This is a genomic window from Streptomyces sp. NBC_01498, from assembly GCF_036327775.1.
GTDB lineage: Bacteria > Actinomycetota > Actinomycetes > Streptomycetales > Streptomycetaceae > Streptomyces.
Window position 1 is genome coordinate 1,216,746 of record NZ_CP109598.1, and the last position, 17,181, is coordinate 1,233,926.

Sequence of the window (17,181 nt, forward strand, 5' to 3'; positions counted from 1 at the left end):
CACGATCAACAACAGGTTTACAGCTTGGACCCCGTTTCGTCAACTATTAACCTCGATCAGGGCGTCAGCCGCCATTCGTCACGGTAGTCGGGGTGGTCGGAGTAGACGGCGGCGAAAGCCGTCAGGACGGGCGAGGCCTCGGGGTAGCTGTCCCATCCGCCCATCATGCGTCGGCGCTCGGCAACGAAGCGATCGTAGTCGTCGAGGAGCGTCCGCTTGGCCTCGACCTCGCGCAGGACCCGGGCGGGGGCGTGGCGCGCGATGTGCTCAAGGTCGTTGATCGAGTGTCGGGCACCAGTGGCCACTTGCTTGCCCGCCGCAGTCAGCACGACACCGTTCTCGTGGTCGGTCTCCCATGTCTCGGGCCGCAGCTCAAGGCTGACCGTCAACGCCCAGTGCTCGTCTTCGTTGAGGCGTGCGCGCAGGAAGTCCAGTAGTTCGCGGCTCATGCTGCCCAGTTTTCCTGGTAGTCGGGGTGCCCGGTGAAGGGTCGGGCGAGAAGGGAAAGGGTCTCGTCGGCGTTGCCCAGTGCGCCGTAGTGGTCGACTTCGGAGTCCCCTTCGGCGAACCGCAACGTCCGTTCCGTGAGGTCCAGGAGGGCGAGCTTGGCGTCGAGGTCGGCGAGGATGTCCGCATCAGGGGCGGGCTCCTGGAATCGGGCGAAGACTTCAGGGTCGTTGATCTCGTGCTCGCAGGGCTTGAACGACGCGAGCCTTGACGGATCGTTGCCGTAGGTGGACATGCCCCACGTCTCCCGGTGGCATACGGGGCATGGCATGCCTGGCTCCCAGATGTCGCGGAAGATCCGGGCTTGACGTTCCTTGGCCTCTTCGTAGCGGGCCCGCAGGAAGTCGGCCATCTCGCTCATGCTGCTACTCCTGCCGCTTCAGCGAGCGCCTGTTCTTGCGCGGCCCGCAGTTCCCGCCATTCCCCGAGGGTTTCCCACCGGGTCCCGCATGTGCCGCATCGGATGCGGTGGGTGGCGGCGGTGGCGGTGAGATCAGCCCCGCATCGCGCGTCGCCGGCCACGTTGGGGCACCGGCCGATCTGCACCCGGCCAGGCTGGCGTTCGTCGGCGGCTATGGCCTTCATCTCGCCGTGGAGCCGCTTCAGGTCTGCGATGTCCTGGCCTACGGACTCGTAGGACGAGCACGCCCACAGAAGGTTGTTGCCGAGGAACTGGGTGAGCCGGGGGATCTCCCGCTGCGGGTCGGTGCGCCAGGGGGCGAAGGTGCGAACGGCGTCCGCCCGTACTTCGATCTTCCAGCGGAGCGCCGTGCGCCACGAGTCCTCAATGGCCTGCAACCGTGCCGCAACACCACCAGGGCCGACCAACGCGAGGACTTCCAGCCGGGGCGGGATGGGCGGGGTCTTCGACCCGGACGTGGAACCGCCGGTGCGCCGGGCTCCGCGCGTGAGTGCCGCGGTGGTGTTGAGCCGGCGGAACAGTGCGGGGAGATCCGCGAGCCGTTGGCCGGTTTCCTCTTGGCAGATGCCGCAGACCTGCCGCCCGGTTTCGTCGGCCCACAGGTGCCGGGGGCATGCGGTGCAGGTGGGCCACTGATAGGTGGCGTCGTCGTCGGCGTGGTGCATGGCGGGCTCCTCGGCGGTGGTTCGGGAAGCAAGCACTATGTGAGCCAATTGTCCATGCGGTCGCCGACAACCCCTAGGGATGCGAAAGGCCCGCCCCGTGATGGGGCGGGCCCGGCGACACAATCCTGACTAGGCGGGGAGCTTCGGCTTGTATCTTGCGTCGGTGCAGTTGCCATTCAGGCAGACGATCTTCTTGCTGCCGTCGTCTGCGGTGTAGCTCCTGAGTCCCCAGCACTTACACGAGGGGCAGGGCTCGCGAACGGCGTCGGACACCGCCGCGAATCGCATGATCGGTGATGTGGCCATGTGCAATGGTGCATCGAGTAAGTGCGGGACGGAAGGGGCTTTCGTCGTGCGCCGGTCCTCGTGGTCAGCGCCGGGCGTCTGCGGTCTCGATGATCTCGACCTGCTGTTCCACGGGGAGGTGGCGTGGAGACTGTGCAGCATGATCCGGTTGAGGAGGGCGCGTCCGTTGGATGCGTCAACGGCTCGGGCACTGGACGCGCCAACTTCGACGATGCGGATTCGGAAACCTCTGTCGCGCGGGTTCAAGGACCGGTAGATCTGTCCGGGCTGGATCATCGCGGGCTCCTACAGCTTTTCGAGGTGTCGGCAGCGTCCGCAGACGGGGATGGGGCAGAGGTCGGCGCGGCGGTGTTCGTGTCGCCAGCTCTCGCAGCCGACGGCGGGCAGCGGCAGGCCGTCTTCCCCCGTCGGCTGGGCGGCGGCCTGTTGTTCCTGCCAAGACACGCGCAGGTCGCGGAGTTCGTTGCAGATTCCGTCGTACACGGACTTGGCCCGGATGTACGTCTTCTTGGCGTCGGCGGCGTCGGCTTCGAGACGGCGCCGCGCCTTCTCGTACTCGTCTTGAGTCATGGTTGCGTTCATCGCGTTCCTCCTTACTGTGGGCCGCCGTACCGTGCGCACGGCAGCCGGGGTGGTCAGGTGGGGAGTGCGGCGCGGCCGGTGTCGGTGATGTGCAGGGGGCGGCGGGTTCCCTCCAGCGTCCCGTACACGGCCCAGCCGTTGCGGATGAGCGACAACACGGTGGCCTTGCTGATCACGGTGCCGCTGGCGTTGGCGACGAAACCTGCGCCGACACGCTCAACGCGGGCAACATCCCCGGCCGCGATGAGGGCAAGCGCGGCAGCCTGTACGGGGGTTGGTCGGGCGGTCATGGTCTACTCCTCGGCGTTGGTGTGGGTGCCGCAGTTCCCGCAAGTCCACATCAGTCGCACTCCTCGTCATCGTCGCGGTCGCCCCACTGCCGGTCCCAGGCGGCGGCTTCTTCTACGGTCTCCTCCCACGGCGGAAGCGACGGCAGGGTGGTGCGGGCGGTCACGGGCCCGTCACGGTGGTGCTGTGCCGTGCCCCGAAGATTCCGGCTTCGGGTCCGGTCATGCCGTGGTCGGTCTGGTAGTGGTCGGTGACCGTGTCCCACGCCGCATCCGGATCAGCCGGGTCGACCTCGGTGCGGAAGCCGCAACCAGCCGCGTTACACAGGCGGAAAGTGGCCAGGGCGGTCATCGCTCGCCCTCCTTGCCCGCGATCTGGGCAGCGCTGTTCATGTCGGCGTCGGTCTGCGGGGTGCCGCCGCCGTTGACGAGGAGGTAGATGGCCGCCTCCTCCTGGATGGTGGCGACTCGGGCCTCGGCTACGGCGAGCTGGGCTCGGTTGGCGAAGTGGCGCTGACGGCGCAGGGTCAGGCCGCTCCAGCGGACGTAAGGGCCGTCGTCGGTGTCCTCGGTGGCCGTGATGTCATCGGCGTTGAACCACGAGGCGGGAACGGCGAACTCGTCGTTGAACCAGTCGATGGCGGTGCTGATGCGCTGCTGGCCGTCGATGCACGCGTACATTGCCTCGTCGCGGTCCGTGGGGTCGTAACCGTTCGCGTCAGTCCACTCGATGGTGGTGCGGTCGTTGAAGATGACGACCCCGGTCGGGGTGCCGGTGAGCCACGACCGGATCAGGGCGACCTTCTGGTCCTCCGACCACACCCGCCCCCGCTGGTACGGGGGCCGAAGGTCGAGGCCGAACGTATCGGTGAAGCTGCGGGCCAGCTCGCGGACTTGGCGGTCGCTGGCCGACAGTCCGAGGTGGACGAGAGGGGTAGCAGTCTGGCGGGTCATCGGGGCTCCCTATGCGGCGAGGGTGACGCGGGGCTGATAGTCGGGGTCGCGGGCGAGTTCGAAGTGGATGAGCGGCGTCTCGTCGTGTTCTGGGTCGGGGTTCAGTCCCAGTAGTCGGCGGGGTGCGGTGTCAGGGCGTCGGCCGAGGGCTTGTTGTCCCACCAGCTGCGTGCGTGGGTGCGCCATTCGCCGAACTGCTCGTACCAGTGGCGGATCGAGATGCGGCCGAGGTCCTTGGCGTCGCGCCCGTAACTGTCGAAACGAGCCTTGCAGGAGACAGGCTCACCGGCGGCGGCAAGCCGGGCCGCGTCGCGGGCCTTCGCGTAGGCAGACTCCTTGTCGGGGTGCGGCTCGGAGTAGCAGTAGCCGGGGCCTTCGTACTCAACAATCCAGCGGACGCCGTCAGTGGGCAGGTTGGTCATTGGGTGCCGGCCTGGAACGTCCACCAACCGTCGTAGCCCTCGGGGATCGCTGGGTAGTTGGCGAGCATGGGCTGAAGCACGGCCAGGTGCTGCTTCCGAACGTCCAGCGTCTCGGCACCCCAGTAACCGGTACCGTCCCAACGCCCGTCGCAGTCGCCGCCATACCGGCCGTCCAAGTCGGCCGTCAGGATCGCGCGCGGGTCATCGAGGTCCAGCGGTGCGGGCAGGTAGTGGCTCCACAGCATCAGCGATCCGAGGCAGGCCCGGATGACGCCGTCCTTCCGGCGGAACCAGACCGCGTTGGCGTGGCCGCTGAACCTGACGGCGTCGGTGCCTCCGGCCTGGGTGCCGGTGATAGTGGACAGGTCGATGGCGAACGGTTTACGGCTGATAAGGAAGCGGTCCTCACGAATCACTGTGATCTCCTTCGGCGGGGTTGGTGACGGTGACGCCGTCCCTGGTGCGGGACAGGACCCGGTTGTACTCGCGCTTGGGGTCGTCCCAGCCGCCTCCGCCGCCGTCGAGGGTGAGCGTCTTCTTGTTGACCCGCTTGACCCGGTAGGTGCTGGTGCTGGTCTCGAAGACCCGGACGGTGACGATGTCGCCGGGCTTGAAGTCGGACGGCTCCCACGGGCGTTCGCGTGTGTTGGTGACAGAGGCGATGGCCTCGATAGCGTGGGCCTTGTTGCTCGCCCACTTCGCTGCCGTCCGAGCGCGCTCGGCGTCCTTGTAGGCGTCCACGGCACGCTCGGACGCGGCGTCGGCGCGGTCTCTTGTGCGGCGGGCCGACCGGTAGGAGTGGTGGTCACGAAGGAGCGGCTGTCCGCCGGCGAACCGGCCGTACATGGCGTAGGCGGATTCGGAGCGGCGTTCGGCTTCGGCAGTGAGCTTGTCGGCCTTCGCCTGGAGCCGGTCGGCTTTACGGCGGGCGTCTTCCGGGTTGTCGGTCATGCTGCTCCTTCGTGTTCGGGGTTGAGGCCGGACAGGTCCGGCCGGCGCTACTCGGATGGACTAGCCATGCCGTTTCAGCTGCTGATGTAGGCGCGGAGGCGGACCGGGTCGACGTTCTCCGTTGCGCCCCATTCGAAGCGGACGCCGACAGACCCGTTGTCGCCGTCGTCGTATGGGGGCCGGATGCGGTCGACGGTGACGCGGTAGTTGTCGTCGAGTACCGCACTGTCGCCGACGGGGATGACGCGGCCGCTGTAGGTGATGAGCTGGATTCGCTTTCGGGCCATCGGGTTCTCCTTATGCAGCCTCCGCATATGCCGCCTGGAAGAAGGCGGGCCGGGCGAGGAAGGCCGTCTGCTTGTAGGTGGCGAGCCCGATGTAGAGGGCCATGTCGAACGGCGAGTAGGCGTGGACGTGAATCCACTTGCCGGTGGTGCGGTGCTGCGCCCAAACCCGAACCGGGTCAGCCCCGTTGGCGACGACGAATGCCTTCTTGACCGCACGCCCGTACCAGGACTTGTGCCCGTCCTTCATGCCGCCGGCGCCCAGCCGGTCGAGGAGGTCACCGGTTCGAATGAGCCGACCTGCTTCGACGGCGGCGGCGATGAGACCGGAGCGGCACCGATAGGCGAGGGCCCTGGTCACAGTGCGGGCGGCCTGGTGGGTGCGGGCGATGTGGCGACTGACGTTCAACGGGTCCCCCTGGTGCAGTACAGCAACTAACTAGCGATCATGAGTAGCGGTTGCGATGACTCAGACACTACGCCTGAGGCATGGTCACCGCAAGTGTGTTGCGATAGATTGATGTCATGAATCCGACCCCGCCCGCCGACCCTCCGACCCTGGAGGACATCGCCACGGCCGGAGACCGCCGGCTCCGTGCCGCAGACCGCCTCAAGAAGTCCAGCGACGACCTCAAAGAACTGGTCCTTGCCGCTCTTCGCGAAGGCCGTTATCGGCCCACTGAGATCGCGAAGGCGTCCGGTTGGACCAGCGCGCACGTCCGCAAGATGGCCCGCGAGGCGGGCATCGAACCTGACGAGCGCTACCAAGATCGAGCGGAACGGCTCAAGCAGGCTCAATCCGCAGAAGGGATCGCATGACCCAGCCGACCGGACGAACCGCCCTCTACCGCTTCTTCGACGAAAACGACCAATTGATCTATGTCGGCATCTCCAACAGCCCACGCGCGCGATGGGCGGGCCACGCCGCTGACAAGTCATGGTGGGGCAGCGTCGTCACCCGAGAGGTCGAGTGGTTCGAGACCAGGACGGATGCCGAACACGCCGAGCGGCAGGCGATTGGCGCGCATAGTCCGAAGTGGAACAACGCGCCAGGCATGCCAGATCGCGACAACCCCCAGGTGCGCCGTGCGCCGCGCAAGGGGTGGGCACCCCCCGACGTACTCGTTGAACTGTTCGCCCGATACGAGCAAGAACGAGAGGCTGTTGGGAAACTCAGGGACGAACTAGAGCGGGCGATAGTCGCCGAGATGCTCACCGGAGTCTCGGGCGATCGCATGGCTAAGTTCTTCCCCTGGGAGCCGCAGACCTTCCGCCGCATCTCCAAAGCAGCCGGCATCCCGCCGCTGCGTGAACGAACCGTTGTCAGCGTCAAGAAGGCGGCCGGAGAGGACACCTCCGGCTGACGGGAGGAATCAGTGCCGAAGAACCCTGGGCGTACCGCCCTCTACCGACTGTTCGACGAGGCGGGCGCACTGCTCTACGTGGGGATCAGCCACAAGCCGGACGTCCGTTGGGGCCAGCACTCGGAGCAGAAAGCGTGGTGGCCCGCCGTGGCTCAACGCGCGGTTGAATGGCACGAGACGCGTTCAGGCGCAGAGAAAGCCGAACTCGCCGCCATCGCCACGGAACGCCCCTCCACAACAAGATGGGCACTCCCGCTTACAAGATCAGCACTTCCGCCGGAAAGTCACCCACCCGCCCGATCCGTGTCGACCTTGCGGAGTGGGGCGTTTTCGGTGAGGCGGCCAACGCCGTCAGCAGTGACCGCAGCGCAGCGCTTCGGGGCGGAACACCCCCGCGCGGGCGGGGAGGACCCGGGCCGGGCGGCAGGAACGCCGAACGGCAACTTCGACTCCTCGCCGTAGAGTGGGCCGACCACCCCGAATACGACGAGGAGGCGTAGCGCCCATGAGTGACCCGACCGTCTTGTACGACGTGACCGAGCAAGTTCGGGACGCGCTCGCCTCGGCTCCGCTGCTTGGCTGGACTGGCGATCGGAACTACGACGTCGCCGCAACCTTCGCCGCGAGCACCGCCTTGCACGAGGCTGCCGACATCCTTCGAGAGCGCGCCGAGGTGTACGCGGCCGAGGGCAAACACGAAGGCGCACGGGCCCTCCTCGACGAAGCCGATCGCCTCGCGGACCGCGACAGGCAGAGGCCGAACTGTCGGTAGATCGCCGGTTCCGCCCCACACTCCCCCACACACCCGGCAGACTGCTGCCATGGCGATTCGCATCGGCATCATCGGGACGACGGAGCGGGAATGCTCTGACGGCCTGGCACTCCTGGACCTGCTGGCCGACCACGGCGTCACCGTCGACATCACGCAGCGGCCGGCGCAGATCGCGTCCGACCAGTGGATTGCCCGCGCCAACACCACAGCCCCGGACCACACGGTCCGGGGCTGAATGGTGCGCCCCGGCCGGTGAAGGCCAGGACCGCGCGGCGTGATCTATGCGCGGGCGATGACGACGACCGTGCCGTCGTCGCGATACCCGTCGTCATCGTCCCGTGCAGCCGCGACGAGCGCGTCCGCGAGGGCCTGCGGCTGATCGGCGTGCTCGCCCACCAGGTCCTCCATGGCGCCTTGCTCGATCTGGTCGTGGATGCCGTCGCTGGTGAGGATCACGAGCTGGTCGTCGATACCGACCTCGCGGACGGTGGCGACGGTGGCCGTGCTGAGACTGACGCGCACCCAGGCGTCATGATGTTCGGCGACCTCGATTGGGATGTCGCCGTGGATGCGCGCCCACTGGCCCATCGTCTGATCCGTGGTGTACAGGGTGAGCTGGGTCCCGTCCCAGCCGTAGGCGCGGCAGTCACCGACCCACGCGGCGCGCGGCGTGCGGCCCGGAGGCAGCATCACCGTGACGGCGACGGCGTCGGCCTCTTCGCCATCGGCGCCCTCGTCGGCGACGAGTTCAGCAGCGGCGAGGATGCCGGCGAGCGGGCCGCGGCGGGCGGAGAGCCGGGCGGCGACCTGGGCCAGGAGCGGGGCGGTCGCGGATGTGTGCGGGCCGTGTCCGATGCCGTCCACCACGGCCGCGCCGAGTGTGCCGTCAGCCAGGACGTAGGTGCTGGCGGCGTCCGCATTGTCTGCGGCGGTGCCCTCGCGGGTGGCGATTCCGGTGGTGATCGTGCGTTGACTTACCGTGGTCATGAGGTTCATCTTCCGTTGAGTAAGTCGGCCTTGTCAGGCCATTGGCGACTGAGCGCGGCCCCGCCCGGTGATGGCCGGGGCCGACGTCCTCGTCCGGGTACCGGTCGGACACGCCGATGAGAATCGGCTCCCGAAGGCCCTCCCGCATGATCGACGTCTTCAGCTCGTCAACAAGCTTCCGGTCTTTGCCGTGGGCGAACTGCTGGTGCGCGTGAACCCACTTCCGGAACTGAATCGGGTGGATCTGCCGGTCATTGAGGTGCGCTGTCGGCATGCAGCCGGTCCAAGCCCCCATGTCAGCCCCCGTAGTCGGGACCCGAAACCCGCTTGGAGCGAATCCGGCGCGGGTACCGCAGAAGCCACACTGCGGGCTCCTTGTCGAACTCCACCGTGTAGCCGGGGTTCGTGGGCCAGTCGAGCTCACGTGCGGCCCGCACCGCGTCCTCGATGCTGTCGGCCTTGACCTCCTGGGTGTAGATGCCGTTGGGGAGAGTCGGGTAGGTGACGGTGTACTCGGGCATGGTGTTTTCCTATCGGATTTTGGAGCGCGGTTCAGGCGTGGTCGTTGCAGCCGTGAGAATGTCCGCGTGGTCGAATGCGAGGTCCGGGAGTGCGTCCAGGGGCCACCATCGGGCGTCGGCTGCGTCGTCCATGGCGGTCAGGCGGACAGTCTCGGTACCGGTCATCTTCACTTCTCGCTCAGCGAGTAGCGCACGAGAACGACGTCCTTGACGGGGACGCCGCACTCCCGTGCGTGCAGGTTGCGAATGCCGTCGAGGAGGGTGCCCACGGTGGCGCCGGGCGGCGGGGCGTAGCTGCCGGTGCGGTCCGTGGCGGGGTTCGATCCGGGCCTGGCGGGGCCGAGTGTGAGGGTGACACTCCACGTGTACTTGCGGCCGGTGAGCGGAGTGGATGGGTTGCTGTAGTCGGGCATGACGGTCCCTTCTTCAGAGGTTGCGGTTGGCGGCGAGTGCTGCGGCGGCGCCGAGGAGTTGGCCGGCCTGGGCTTGTGTGATGCGCCGGTTGATGTGGGTGACGGGGTCGCCACTGCCGATGGCCTGGCGGAGGAGGATGCGGGCTTCCTGCTCGTCCCGCCCGGTGCGGGCCTCGGTGATCAGCGCGTGCTCCAGGCAGGTGCCGCCCCGGGCGTTGGTGCCGGTATCGCGGCTCCACCCGCCGGGGCTGAGGACGTGGGCCTGGGCGCGGCGGAGGAGCGCGGCGACCGGGCGTTCGGTGTCGGCCGGCGTCAGGCGGATGATCACCGCGTAGTCGAGAACGGTCTCCGGGTGCCGTGCGTCGACCGCGTGGGCGAGCGCGGCCTGGTCGAGGCGCACGGTCATCGAGGCGCCGACCGCCGCGAGCCGCGCATCCAAACTGAGCGCCGGCGCCGCGGTGGGCGGTCTTGCTCTGACGGGGGTGGCCGTGGTCATCTCAGAGTCCTCCTGCTGCTGTTGGGTGGCGGGTGGGGTGGGGGCGCTCCCGGCTGTCCAGGCGTGGGGAGCGCCCCCGGCTTGGTCAGTGCCCGCAGGCTCGGCGGTAGGCCTCTTGTTTGAGGCGGGCTTTCTCCTGCTGAATGTGGGCGAGTTCGTTGCTCCAGCCGGTGACGTCGGCGGCACCGTCCGAGTCGCCGCGGAGCTTGCGCCCCTTGGCGAGCGCGAGCTGTTCTTTCACCTGCCTCTCGGCGGACGCGGCGTGGGCCACCGAGCTGAAGGGGCCGTACTGGTACGGGTAGTCGCGGGGCATGGGCTTCTCCAGTCGGTCGGGCGTCAGAGGATGCAGCGGAGGCCGTTGGCGTGCTGGTGGGACTTCACGCCCACCAGGTCTTGCGCTTGGGCTTGCGGTCCTCCTTGTTGGCCTCGACCTGCTTCTCCATCTGCCGGATCTCGTAAGCCGACAGCGGGCGCACGTTGTCCCTCTCCGGAAGTGGCGCGTCGACCTGGGGACCGGGACCGGCGATGTTCCGGATCCCCTTCGGGGGCTTGGTGTAGACGGGTCCTTCACGCAGGACGAGGCCCTCGACGCTGAGCGAGCCGGAGATCATGGCCCCGCCGAGGAGAGGGTGCTGGCCGGTGACCGTGTACTCGGAGTACAGCTGTGCGTCTTCGTAGCGGGCGAGGTTGGTGGCGATGTCGCGGATCACGTAGAGCTTGTCGCCGCGTTTGGCGGTGCGGGACAGCTCCTTCGCGTCGCGCTTGGTCTGCCGGTACACGGTTTTGGGCATGACAGTCTCCTTCAGGCCGTTGGATCATGGGTGTGTTATGTGATGATTTGCGAGGGTGCTCGACGCCTGCTCGGTCCTGCTCCGTCGCAGGTCAGCTCCTGCTCGAAGGTTGCTCGGCCCCTGCTCGGAGCGGGACTTCGAGCAAGGGTCGAGCAGGCTGGCGAGCAGCCGCGACCTGCGCATATACGTTCGCGAGCAGGGCCGAGCAGGTGGACGATCAGGGCATTCCGGTCACAGGCAGGCAGTAAGCGTCTCTCGCTTGAAGCCGCGCGGGTTGGTCAGTTCACCCATCGGTCCGAGCGGCATGGGCTTCCCCGCTCCCGCAGCGGCGAGCGCCGTCTTCAGTTCCTCGACTGTCAGGTCGCCGTAAGCACTCGGGTCGTGAGTGGCGAGCGCGTCCCGCAGGGTCTCGGTCCGCATCCGGCCCACGCCGTCCTTGGCCATCAAATCGACACAGTCGCCCACGATGACTCGGGCAAGATCCGGTACGGCACTCGCGGCCGGCTCGGCTTCGCACAGGCGCAGGAGCTGGTCCCACGTCAGGAGCTCGACCGGGGCTTCCTTCTTGAGGTTTCCCTCCAGGTCGTAGACCGCCTCGACGTACTCGGGCAGGTCTACGTTGCGCATGGCCTCAAGCGAGTCCTGGTCGGGCTCGACCAGCCCTGCGGCAAGTCGCTCGGCGGCCAGCCCCCGCAGGGTGGCGGATGGTACTTCGTGGACCTTGTACTCGATCGGTTCGTCAGCCATGCCGGGCACACCCTGGATGTAGATGTGGCCAGCGTCCTTCGGGTCCGTGTCCGTGGCAGGGGACAGGCGGTTGGGCAGCCAGCCCTCGGCGACAGCGCCGTCGCCGAACACCGCCCGGGTGTCGCCGACTTTGCAAGGCCCGACACCCTTCATGGCGATCATCTGGGCGATGTTCTCGCCGAGGTACAGCTTGGTACCGCCCTGCGAGGCGATCTCGACCTCGATGAGTTCCTTCCGTCCGACGAGCAGCAGGTCGAACGCCAGCTTCTTCGCCAGCTCGGAACCCTTGGGGAACTCATCGAAGAAGAGCGTGACAGCGGGGTGCTGCGGGCTGGCGATCCACTTCTTGCCCATGCCGAGCTTCTTTCTGAGCCGTGCGCGGGCCTTCGACATGACCAGGAAGAACAACAGGGCGGCTTCGATCTGCTCGGTGCTGCGTGCGGTGAGCCGCACGCAGCCGTACAGGTCTTCCAGGCCGTCGCCGTGCGGGTCCAGGTCGATGGTGATGTTGTCCCGGCAGGCAGTGGTGCCCTCGGCGAGGGCCTGAAGGATGCCGGTCTTGCCACCACCGGAAGCAGCGACCCACAGCCCCATGACGCCGGCCAGGGACAGCTCCAGCGGGTCGCCACCGACGGAGGTGCCAACACGGAACCGATCGGTGATCGACATCGACTTGGGCGCCCGGTACGGCAGACCCGGCGCGGTGGAGAACGGGTCGCCCTCGACCAGCCGCAGGACCGCGCAAGCCCGGCGCTCGATCATCGGCTGCGGACGGACACCATTCGTCGGCAGGTCAAAGCGGGTCTCCAGGTCACCAGCCACCTTGATGATCGCCTCCGGGGTGCCCTCCGACACGCGGACGACGCACTGCCAGCCCCATGACTGGCGCACCATGTCGCTGACTTCCGCCACCGGCACGCTCTCGGCGCGGAGCGCGAGGAGCACGCACAGGGTGGCCTGGTGCTCGGTCTGGGCCTGGGCGATGGGGAACGGCGCCGCGCCCGGCGGCAGTTCGCCGACCGTGACGGCCCTGCGGCCGGCGGAGACCGGACTGGCAGACAGACCGGGGATCGGCGCCGCGGTCACGCCCGCCACCGTGCGGTCCCGCCCGTTCCACACCCCGGTGATGTACCCGGCGACGGCGAGGGCCAGGTCGATCCACGGCCCGCCGACCACCACACCGGTCGCGACACCCGCGGCGCTGGCGCTCCCCCACGCGGCAGTCTTGCCGCTGTAGATGAGCCGGTGCCGCAGGTAGTCGGCACGCCGCTGGGTGACGGTCGCCTTGTACTTGGCCTCTTCGTCGACCTTGTCCTTGGCCGCGTGTACCGCTCGCCGCGCCGACTGGATCATCTGCGGGTAGTCATCCGTCCAGCCGTCCGCCCACCGGCGTGCCAGATTCGCGTACCCGCGGCCGGCCTGCGGGATGTACAACCGATTCCCCAGCGCGTGCCGACGGGCGCGCTCCAGGCGAGCCCGATGCGACTCGATCCACGCCGGGCGAACCTTCTCACCGCGGTGCTCAACGACCGTTCCCTCGACCGCCGCAGCAGCGTCCTTGACGAGGCTCAGCGCGGGCCGCTCGACGGTCGACTGCGGATGCGTAGCGGTACTCACTTCGACTCCTTCTCAGCGCGGGCGGCGAGGGATGCCGCCTTGCGCGCGGCGTCGCTGTACGGGGCGGTGTCACCAGGGGTGCGGAGGGGCGGGATGCCGCCGTTGAAGCGGCGCCCATCAGGGGTGTTGGGGTCCTTCTTCGGACGCGGGTTCGTTTGGGAATCGACCTGCGACAACGAGTCACCCACCGGGCACTCCGTGGCAGCCTTCATTCGGGCCTGTGCCGCGCGCGTCTGGGCCTCGATGTCGGCAGTGATGCCGACGTGCTTCGACCCGGTCACGCGGTACCAGGCGTCGGCCCAGATCTGCTCGGTGACGTGCTCCGAACCGCGGGCGGACCGCATCGCATCGGCGACCCTCCACACGTCCGGGTGACTCTCCTTCCGGTCAGCGTCACGGCGCTCCTGCTCCGCCTTGGCGCGCGACTCCTGACGGTCCTTCGCGGCAGCGGCAGCGTGCTCGGCGTCTCGCTTGTCGCGCAGCACCTTCTCCTTGGCCTTCGCCTCGGCCGCCGCAGCCTTTCGGGCTGCCCGACGTTCACGCCGAGAGGGGATGCCGTCGGCCTGTTGGGCGATGCCGTGCTCGTAGGCCATGAGGACGATAGGACCGCCGAGGGAGGCGATGGCACCGATGAGGCCGGCGTTCAAGCCGATCGCGATATCCGTTACGCCGTGCCACAGGTTGATGCCCGCAGCGATCAGGGCGCCGATCATGATGCCGATGCGGTACGGCGTCACGTCCCGGCGGTTCGCCACAGCCCACGCGGCACCGAACGCCAGTACCAGGGCGAGCCCTTCGAGCAGCGCGGGGGCCGCGACGAGAAACGGGCGCTTCTCGTCCCAGAAGGCAAGGAACTGGATCGGAGCAGCGATCACCAGGCCGACTGCGTAGATGGAGCGGGCGCCCCACTTCCACAGATCGGCGCTGCGCTTCTGCTCGCCGGCCCGATCGGCCTCCCGCTCCGCCTCGTCGTCAGCGTCCTTGCGGGTCTTCGCCGCAGCGGCTTCGGACGCGGCACGCTGTGCTTCAAGGTCGGCGAGTCGCTTGGCGTGCGTGGCCTTGTCGGCTTCGAGCTTCATCGCGGCCCGCTCGTTGGCGATCCGCTGCTTCTCCGCTTCGGCTTCCGCCTTGATCTCGACGGCCTTGGCCTCGGCGGCAGCCTCGGACTCCGCCTTGATACGCGCAGCGTCCGCCTCCGCGGCAGCGCGCTGACGGATCGCCTCAGCCTCGGCGAGGGCAACGTGGTCAACGGCCGGCTGAGCTGCGGGGGTCGTCTGGACGGCCGGCTCATCGGGGGCGGGAACTGGCTTCTCCCACACGGTTGCGGTGCCGGTGGTCTTGACGGGCCGCCAGTCCCCGAGTTCGGGCAGGGCGGGGCGCGGGCGGCCATTCACCTGGGGTGGGGCGGCGGTACTCACGACGGGGGTTCCTTCCTGGTCAGTGGGTGGTCTGGTGCTGCCGGTCGGCAGTCGTCTTGGTCTGGCTGATGCGCTGCTCATCGACGAGCCCGTCGAACGCGAGCGCGACTAGGACGAGCACCGCGATACCGATACGGACGTGAAGATCAGGGGTGAGGCCGACGAACCACGCCAGGCCGGCGATCAGAAGGGCGACCCGGGCGCGGGTCAGGCCGATGAGCAGTCCGATGTTCACGACGGCCCCTTCCGGTTCAGCCAGCCCAGCCGGCCCGTGTCACCGGAGGCGACGGCGTCCTTCACGTACTTGACGACCTCACTGCCCCTGGCATCCCGGCCCTTGCGGGTGAGCGCGGCGGCCAGGGTGCCGGTGCGGAACGTGTCCTTCGCGGCCTCGTCACCGGCGTGGATGGCGGCCCGGATGTCGTTCGTGAACTCGTGGTGGCCCTGGACCTCGGCGGCCGTTTCACGCAGTCGACGCAGCATGGTGGGGTTCCTCTCTGGTGGTCGACGCCACCGGGTGCCAGGGCCGGACCGGTGGCGGCAGGATCAGTCAGCGGACGTGGGCGGCGGTACAGCTCGCGGCGTGCCCCCTGGCCTCGCCGACGACCTGGTTGCGGTCCGGCCGGGACACCGCATCGTCCTTGCAGCCCCGGCAGAACCAGTAGTAGGCGGTGTGGCTTCCGGTTCGGCCAGCGAGGACATCGACCCAGGACCCGCCGGTCGTCGAGAAGCGGGTGTCGAGATCCTTCGGGCGCTTGGGCTCCTTGGGCATGTGACTCCTTCGTTTCGGGTTCCGGCCGTTCCGGTCCCCTCTGCCGGCGCCGGGCCGAAACCCGGCGGCGACAGAGGCGGGGAGGATCAGGCGTCAGCCGAGGGGCAGGGCGGCGCACTTCCGCGCGTGGCTCTGCCCGTCCTCGTTGGCGTAGGTCCGCGCTCGGGGGAAGCCGGTCTCGCTGCATCCGGCGCACTCCCACTGGAACTGGTTCGGGTACAGCCGGTCTTCGACCACGCTCACAACCGCGCCGCCCGAGGTGACGTACTTCGTGACGACCTTCTTCGTGCCTGCCATGCGAATCTCCCTGGTGATCTATTCGGTTCCGGCCTGTTCCGGCTCCCCTTGCCGCCCACCGGTGGCGGGCGACGCGGGCAACCGTCAGGCGACGACAGAGGCGGATCGGCCGATGCGCCGGACCCGGTACTCGGGAATCGCCAGGTTGAGACCGCCCGTGTAGGTCAGGTCGACGTAGTCGCCTTGGTGGTCGTAGGACTCCAGGCGGGCCGACGCGACGCCGAGGGCCTTGAACAGTTCGGTGGTCTCGCCCTGGATGTGAGTCGTCTCGTCGGTGGTAATGAAGAACGTCGGCTTGGTCATGTCAGGTCCTTCGGCTTGGCGGCATGAGGTGGGGCGGATCAGAAGGGGCGCGGGTCGCCGGGCGCCCATGGCGCCGGCAGGTTCTCAGGCGGGTTGTGGATCGGTGCGTCGTCGCCGGGAGCGGCTGCGCGGCAGGCGTCGTTGCAGAACGGGTAGCCGCCCGGCGCCCCGCACAGCAGGCACTCGTCCAGGTCGATGAGGCCATAACTGGCCAGTGAGCTGCGCGTCTCCTCCAGCCAGGCGCCAGGCATTGCGCCGCCTTGCTGGTGCTTGAAGACCTCCCATCCGCCGTCCTCGGTGTGGACGAACGTGGTAGGGCAGATCGTGAGGACCATCGAGCCGTCTTCAAGGCTCTGCCGGAGCTCGGAGGAGAAGATGCGGCCGGAAATAGTGCGGGCGTAGGAGACAAACGCCGCGAGAGCCCGGCGAGGGGTGACGTCAGTTCCGGCAGCAATCAACTCGTGGGTCGGGTCGTCGATCGACCCGAGGCTGCTGACGTGGAGCCCGTACCGGCTGTACTCCATATCGGCGGCCATGGGAATGAACGCCTGGGCATCCACGTCACGCCGCCTGGATCGCGTCGAGCACGGCCAGGACCTGCACACCGGTCCGCAGCTCGTACACGGCGGCCTCGGCCTCGATCCGGCGCACGTCCAGCTCGTCACCCGTCGACAACGCCACCTCCAGCCCGGTCGTGAAACCACGCACCGCAGCCTCAGCCGCCTCGTGGTCGTCCAGCAGGTCAGAAAGCAGGGTCAAAGACATGGGGGTGCCCTTCGAATGGGTTGGATGGGTGGTTGAAGCACCGCCCGTGGGGGCTACGGGGGTTGGAAGCACCCCACGGGCGGTGCGGTCTACAGAGAGCTGCCGGGCTTGCGGTGCGGCAACTCCGGGTGCGGGCGGGCCTCTTCATCGTCCCGGTCCGGCGGAGCCTGGTCGTGGCCGGTCACCGGATGCCCCCGGTGTCGACGCGGATCACGTCGGCCTGCCACTCGGCGTCCTCGGCGGCCTGGCGGGCAGCGTTGGCGCGCTCGATCGCGGCCAGAGCCTCGCGGTCAGCGTCGGTGAGTTCCACAGCGTCCACGGTCACCAGTCCCCGAAGGTGCAGACGACCGAGCAGCGAGCCTTGCGGCAGTCGTGGTCACGGATCTCCTGCGCCCGCTGTGCATCGTCGTCACGGTCACGCTGCGACCGGGAGCGATTCCAGCTAACCGGGGCGGCGCCCTCGGCGAGTTCCTGGCAGCGGAGGCAGTCATCCACGCGGCGGCCGAAGTTCGGACCGTGCGAGTGCTTCGTAGCCACCG

General features: G+C 68.3%; 34 protein-coding genes. 5 read left to right on the forward strand and 29 right to left on the reverse strand.

Annotated elements, in window-relative coordinates; all coding sequences use genetic code 11:
- Window positions 1–56: 56 nt before the first annotated feature.
- From OG875_RS04845 to OG875_RS04900, 12 genes are all read right to left on the reverse strand, one after another.
- Complete coding sequence (locus OG875_RS04845; protein WP_330172974.1) at window positions 57–449, reverse strand: DUF6221 family protein; 393 nt, start codon at window positions 447–449, stop codon at window positions 57–59.
- Complete coding sequence (locus OG875_RS04850; protein WP_330172975.1) at window positions 446–868, reverse strand: DUF6221 family protein; 423 nt, start codon at window positions 866–868, stop codon at window positions 446–448. The genes OG875_RS04845 and OG875_RS04850 overlap by 4 nt, the downstream gene beginning before the upstream one ends.
- The gene (locus tag OG875_RS04855) at window positions 865–1,593 is read right to left on the reverse strand and encodes a hypothetical protein (RefSeq protein WP_330172976.1); all 729 of its coding nucleotides are present in this window, start codon (window positions 1,591–1,593) and stop codon (window positions 865–867) included. The genes OG875_RS04850 and OG875_RS04855 overlap by 4 nt, the downstream gene beginning before the upstream one ends.
- Window positions 1,594–2,184: 591 nt before the next feature.
- Window positions 2,185–2,481: a hypothetical protein gene (locus OG875_RS04860; protein ID WP_330172977.1), complete on the reverse strand. Its 297-nt coding sequence runs from the start codon at window positions 2,479–2,481 to the stop codon at window positions 2,185–2,187.
- Between the two features lie 53 nt (window positions 2,482–2,534).
- Window positions 2,535–2,771 carry a hypothetical protein gene (locus OG875_RS04865; RefSeq protein WP_330172978.1) on the reverse strand — a complete coding sequence of 79 codons (237 nt, stop codon included), beginning with the start codon at window positions 2,769–2,771 and terminating at the stop codon, window positions 2,535–2,537.
- A 160-nt stretch (window positions 2,772–2,931) separates the two neighbouring features.
- Entirely contained in the window at window positions 2,932–3,120 is a 189-nt protein-coding gene (locus tag OG875_RS04870) for a hypothetical protein (RefSeq protein ID WP_330172979.1), read from the reverse strand.
- Window positions 3,117–3,722, reverse strand: coding sequence for a DUF262 domain-containing protein (locus OG875_RS04875; RefSeq protein ID WP_330172980.1), 606 nt, complete (start codon window positions 3,720–3,722; stop codon window positions 3,117–3,119). Before OG875_RS04875 ends, OG875_RS04870 begins: the two co-directional genes overlap by 4 nt.
- Window positions 3,723–3,823: 101 nt before the next feature.
- Entirely contained in the window at window positions 3,824–4,144 is a 321-nt protein-coding gene (locus OG875_RS04880; protein WP_330172981.1) for a hypothetical protein, read from the reverse strand.
- Window positions 4,141–4,560, reverse strand: coding sequence for a hypothetical protein (locus OG875_RS04885; protein ID WP_330172982.1), 420 nt, complete (start codon window positions 4,558–4,560; stop codon window positions 4,141–4,143). The genes OG875_RS04880 and OG875_RS04885 overlap by 4 nt, the downstream gene beginning before the upstream one ends.
- The gene (locus OG875_RS04890; RefSeq protein ID WP_330172983.1) at window positions 4,550–5,095 is read right to left on the reverse strand and encodes a DUF3560 domain-containing protein; all 546 of its coding nucleotides are present in this window, start codon (window positions 5,093–5,095) and stop codon (window positions 4,550–4,552) included. The genes OG875_RS04885 and OG875_RS04890 overlap by 11 nt, the downstream gene beginning before the upstream one ends.
- A 74-nt stretch (window positions 5,096–5,169) precedes the next feature.
- A complete protein-coding gene (locus OG875_RS04895; protein WP_330172984.1) occupies window positions 5,170–5,382 on the reverse strand; it encodes a hypothetical protein in 213 nt (70 codons plus the stop codon).
- A gap of 10 nt (window positions 5,383–5,392) precedes the next feature.
- On the reverse strand, window positions 5,393–5,788 hold the full coding sequence (locus OG875_RS04900) for a hypothetical protein (protein ID WP_330172985.1): 396 nt from the start codon (window positions 5,786–5,788) through the stop codon (window positions 5,393–5,395).
- Between the two features lie 116 nt (window positions 5,789–5,904).
- Between OG875_RS04900 and OG875_RS04905 the strand changes: the two genes are divergently transcribed.
- Genes OG875_RS04905 through OG875_RS04920 form a run of 5 tightly spaced genes read left to right on the forward strand, consistent with a single transcriptional unit; the run spans window position 5,905 to window position 7,750 of the window.
- Window positions 5,905–6,198: a hypothetical protein gene (locus OG875_RS04905; protein ID WP_330172986.1), complete on the forward strand. Its 294-nt coding sequence runs from the start codon at window positions 5,905–5,907 to the stop codon at window positions 6,196–6,198.
- On the forward strand, window positions 6,195–6,743 hold the full coding sequence (locus OG875_RS04910) for a GIY-YIG nuclease family protein (RefSeq protein ID WP_330172987.1): 549 nt from the start codon (window positions 6,195–6,197) through the stop codon (window positions 6,741–6,743). Before OG875_RS04905 ends, OG875_RS04910 begins: the two co-directional genes overlap by 4 nt.
- A 12-nt stretch (window positions 6,744–6,755) precedes the next feature.
- The gene (locus tag OG875_RS30960; protein ID WP_443079066.1) at window positions 6,756–7,205 is read left to right on the forward strand and encodes a GIY-YIG nuclease family protein; all 450 of its coding nucleotides are present in this window, start codon (window positions 6,756–6,758) and stop codon (window positions 7,203–7,205) included.
- A 43-nt stretch (window positions 7,206–7,248) separates the two neighbouring features.
- Window positions 7,249–7,515: a hypothetical protein gene (locus OG875_RS04915; protein ID WP_330172988.1), complete on the forward strand. Its 267-nt coding sequence runs from the start codon at window positions 7,249–7,251 to the stop codon at window positions 7,513–7,515.
- Window positions 7,516–7,564: 49 nt separating this feature from the next.
- Window positions 7,565–7,750: a hypothetical protein gene (locus OG875_RS04920; protein ID WP_330172989.1), complete on the forward strand. Its 186-nt coding sequence runs from the start codon at window positions 7,565–7,567 to the stop codon at window positions 7,748–7,750.
- A gap of 44 nt (window positions 7,751–7,794) precedes the next feature.
- Here the strand turns inward: OG875_RS04920 and OG875_RS04925 are convergent, their stop codons facing one another.
- The 17 genes from OG875_RS04925 to OG875_RS05005 all read right to left on the reverse strand — a co-directional run bounded on the left by OG875_RS04925 (window position 7,795) and on the right by OG875_RS05005 (window position 17,179).
- A complete protein-coding gene (locus tag OG875_RS04925) occupies window positions 7,795–8,511 on the reverse strand; it encodes a hypothetical protein (protein ID WP_330172990.1) in 717 nt (238 codons plus the stop codon).
- A gap of 287 nt (window positions 8,512–8,798) precedes the next feature.
- Window positions 8,799–9,023: a hypothetical protein gene (locus OG875_RS04930; protein WP_330172991.1), complete on the reverse strand. Its 225-nt coding sequence runs from the start codon at window positions 9,021–9,023 to the stop codon at window positions 8,799–8,801.
- A 167-nt stretch (window positions 9,024–9,190) separates the two neighbouring features.
- Entirely contained in the window at window positions 9,191–9,436 is a 246-nt protein-coding gene (locus tag OG875_RS04935) for a hypothetical protein (RefSeq protein WP_330172992.1), read from the reverse strand.
- 13 nt (window positions 9,437–9,449) lie between these two features.
- Window positions 9,450–9,932: a hypothetical protein gene (locus tag OG875_RS04940; RefSeq protein ID WP_330172993.1), complete on the reverse strand. Its 483-nt coding sequence runs from the start codon at window positions 9,930–9,932 to the stop codon at window positions 9,450–9,452.
- 85 nt (window positions 9,933–10,017) lie between these two features.
- Window positions 10,018–10,245: a hypothetical protein gene (locus OG875_RS04945; RefSeq protein WP_330172994.1), complete on the reverse strand. Its 228-nt coding sequence runs from the start codon at window positions 10,243–10,245 to the stop codon at window positions 10,018–10,020.
- Window positions 10,246–10,309: 64 nt separating this feature from the next.
- Window positions 10,310–10,723, reverse strand: a complete 414-nt coding sequence (locus tag OG875_RS04950) for a hypothetical protein (protein ID WP_330172995.1) — start codon at window positions 10,721–10,723, stop codon at window positions 10,310–10,312.
- 231 nt (window positions 10,724–10,954) lie between these two features.
- Window positions 10,955–13,087, reverse strand: coding sequence for a hypothetical protein (locus OG875_RS04955; RefSeq protein ID WP_330172996.1), 2,133 nt, complete (start codon window positions 13,085–13,087; stop codon window positions 10,955–10,957).
- A complete protein-coding gene (locus OG875_RS04960; protein ID WP_330172997.1) occupies window positions 13,084–14,505 on the reverse strand; it encodes a hypothetical protein in 1,422 nt (473 codons plus the stop codon). The genes OG875_RS04955 and OG875_RS04960 overlap by 4 nt, the downstream gene beginning before the upstream one ends.
- Before the next feature lie 19 nt (window positions 14,506–14,524).
- Window positions 14,525–14,740: a hypothetical protein gene (locus OG875_RS04965; protein ID WP_330172998.1), complete on the reverse strand. Its 216-nt coding sequence runs from the start codon at window positions 14,738–14,740 to the stop codon at window positions 14,525–14,527.
- Window positions 14,737–14,988, reverse strand: coding sequence for a hypothetical protein (locus OG875_RS04970; RefSeq protein WP_330172999.1), 252 nt, complete (start codon window positions 14,986–14,988; stop codon window positions 14,737–14,739). The genes OG875_RS04965 and OG875_RS04970 overlap by 4 nt, the downstream gene beginning before the upstream one ends.
- A 67-nt stretch (window positions 14,989–15,055) precedes the next feature.
- Window positions 15,056–15,277, reverse strand: a complete 222-nt coding sequence (locus OG875_RS04975; RefSeq protein WP_330173000.1) for a hypothetical protein — start codon at window positions 15,275–15,277, stop codon at window positions 15,056–15,058.
- Window positions 15,278–15,370: 93 nt separating this feature from the next.
- A complete protein-coding gene (locus OG875_RS04980; protein ID WP_330173001.1) occupies window positions 15,371–15,574 on the reverse strand; it encodes a hypothetical protein in 204 nt (67 codons plus the stop codon).
- 84 nt (window positions 15,575–15,658) lie between these two features.
- Entirely contained in the window at window positions 15,659–15,877 is a 219-nt protein-coding gene (locus OG875_RS04985) for a hypothetical protein (protein WP_330173002.1), read from the reverse strand.
- A 38-nt stretch (window positions 15,878–15,915) separates the two neighbouring features.
- Window positions 15,916–16,437: a hypothetical protein gene (locus OG875_RS04990; protein ID WP_330173003.1), complete on the reverse strand. Its 522-nt coding sequence runs from the start codon at window positions 16,435–16,437 to the stop codon at window positions 15,916–15,918.
- A gap of 1 nt (window position 16,438) precedes the next feature.
- Window positions 16,439–16,642, reverse strand: coding sequence for a hypothetical protein (locus OG875_RS04995; protein ID WP_330173004.1), 204 nt, complete (start codon window positions 16,640–16,642; stop codon window positions 16,439–16,441).
- Window positions 16,643–16,823: 181 nt separating this feature from the next.
- Window positions 16,824–16,961, reverse strand: coding sequence for a hypothetical protein (locus OG875_RS05000; protein WP_330173005.1), 138 nt, complete (start codon window positions 16,959–16,961; stop codon window positions 16,824–16,826).
- Window positions 16,962–16,963: 2 nt separating this feature from the next.
- Window positions 16,964–17,179, reverse strand: a complete 216-nt coding sequence (locus OG875_RS05005; RefSeq protein WP_330173006.1) for a hypothetical protein — start codon at window positions 17,177–17,179, stop codon at window positions 16,964–16,966.
- Window positions 17,180–17,181 lie beyond the last annotated feature (2 nt).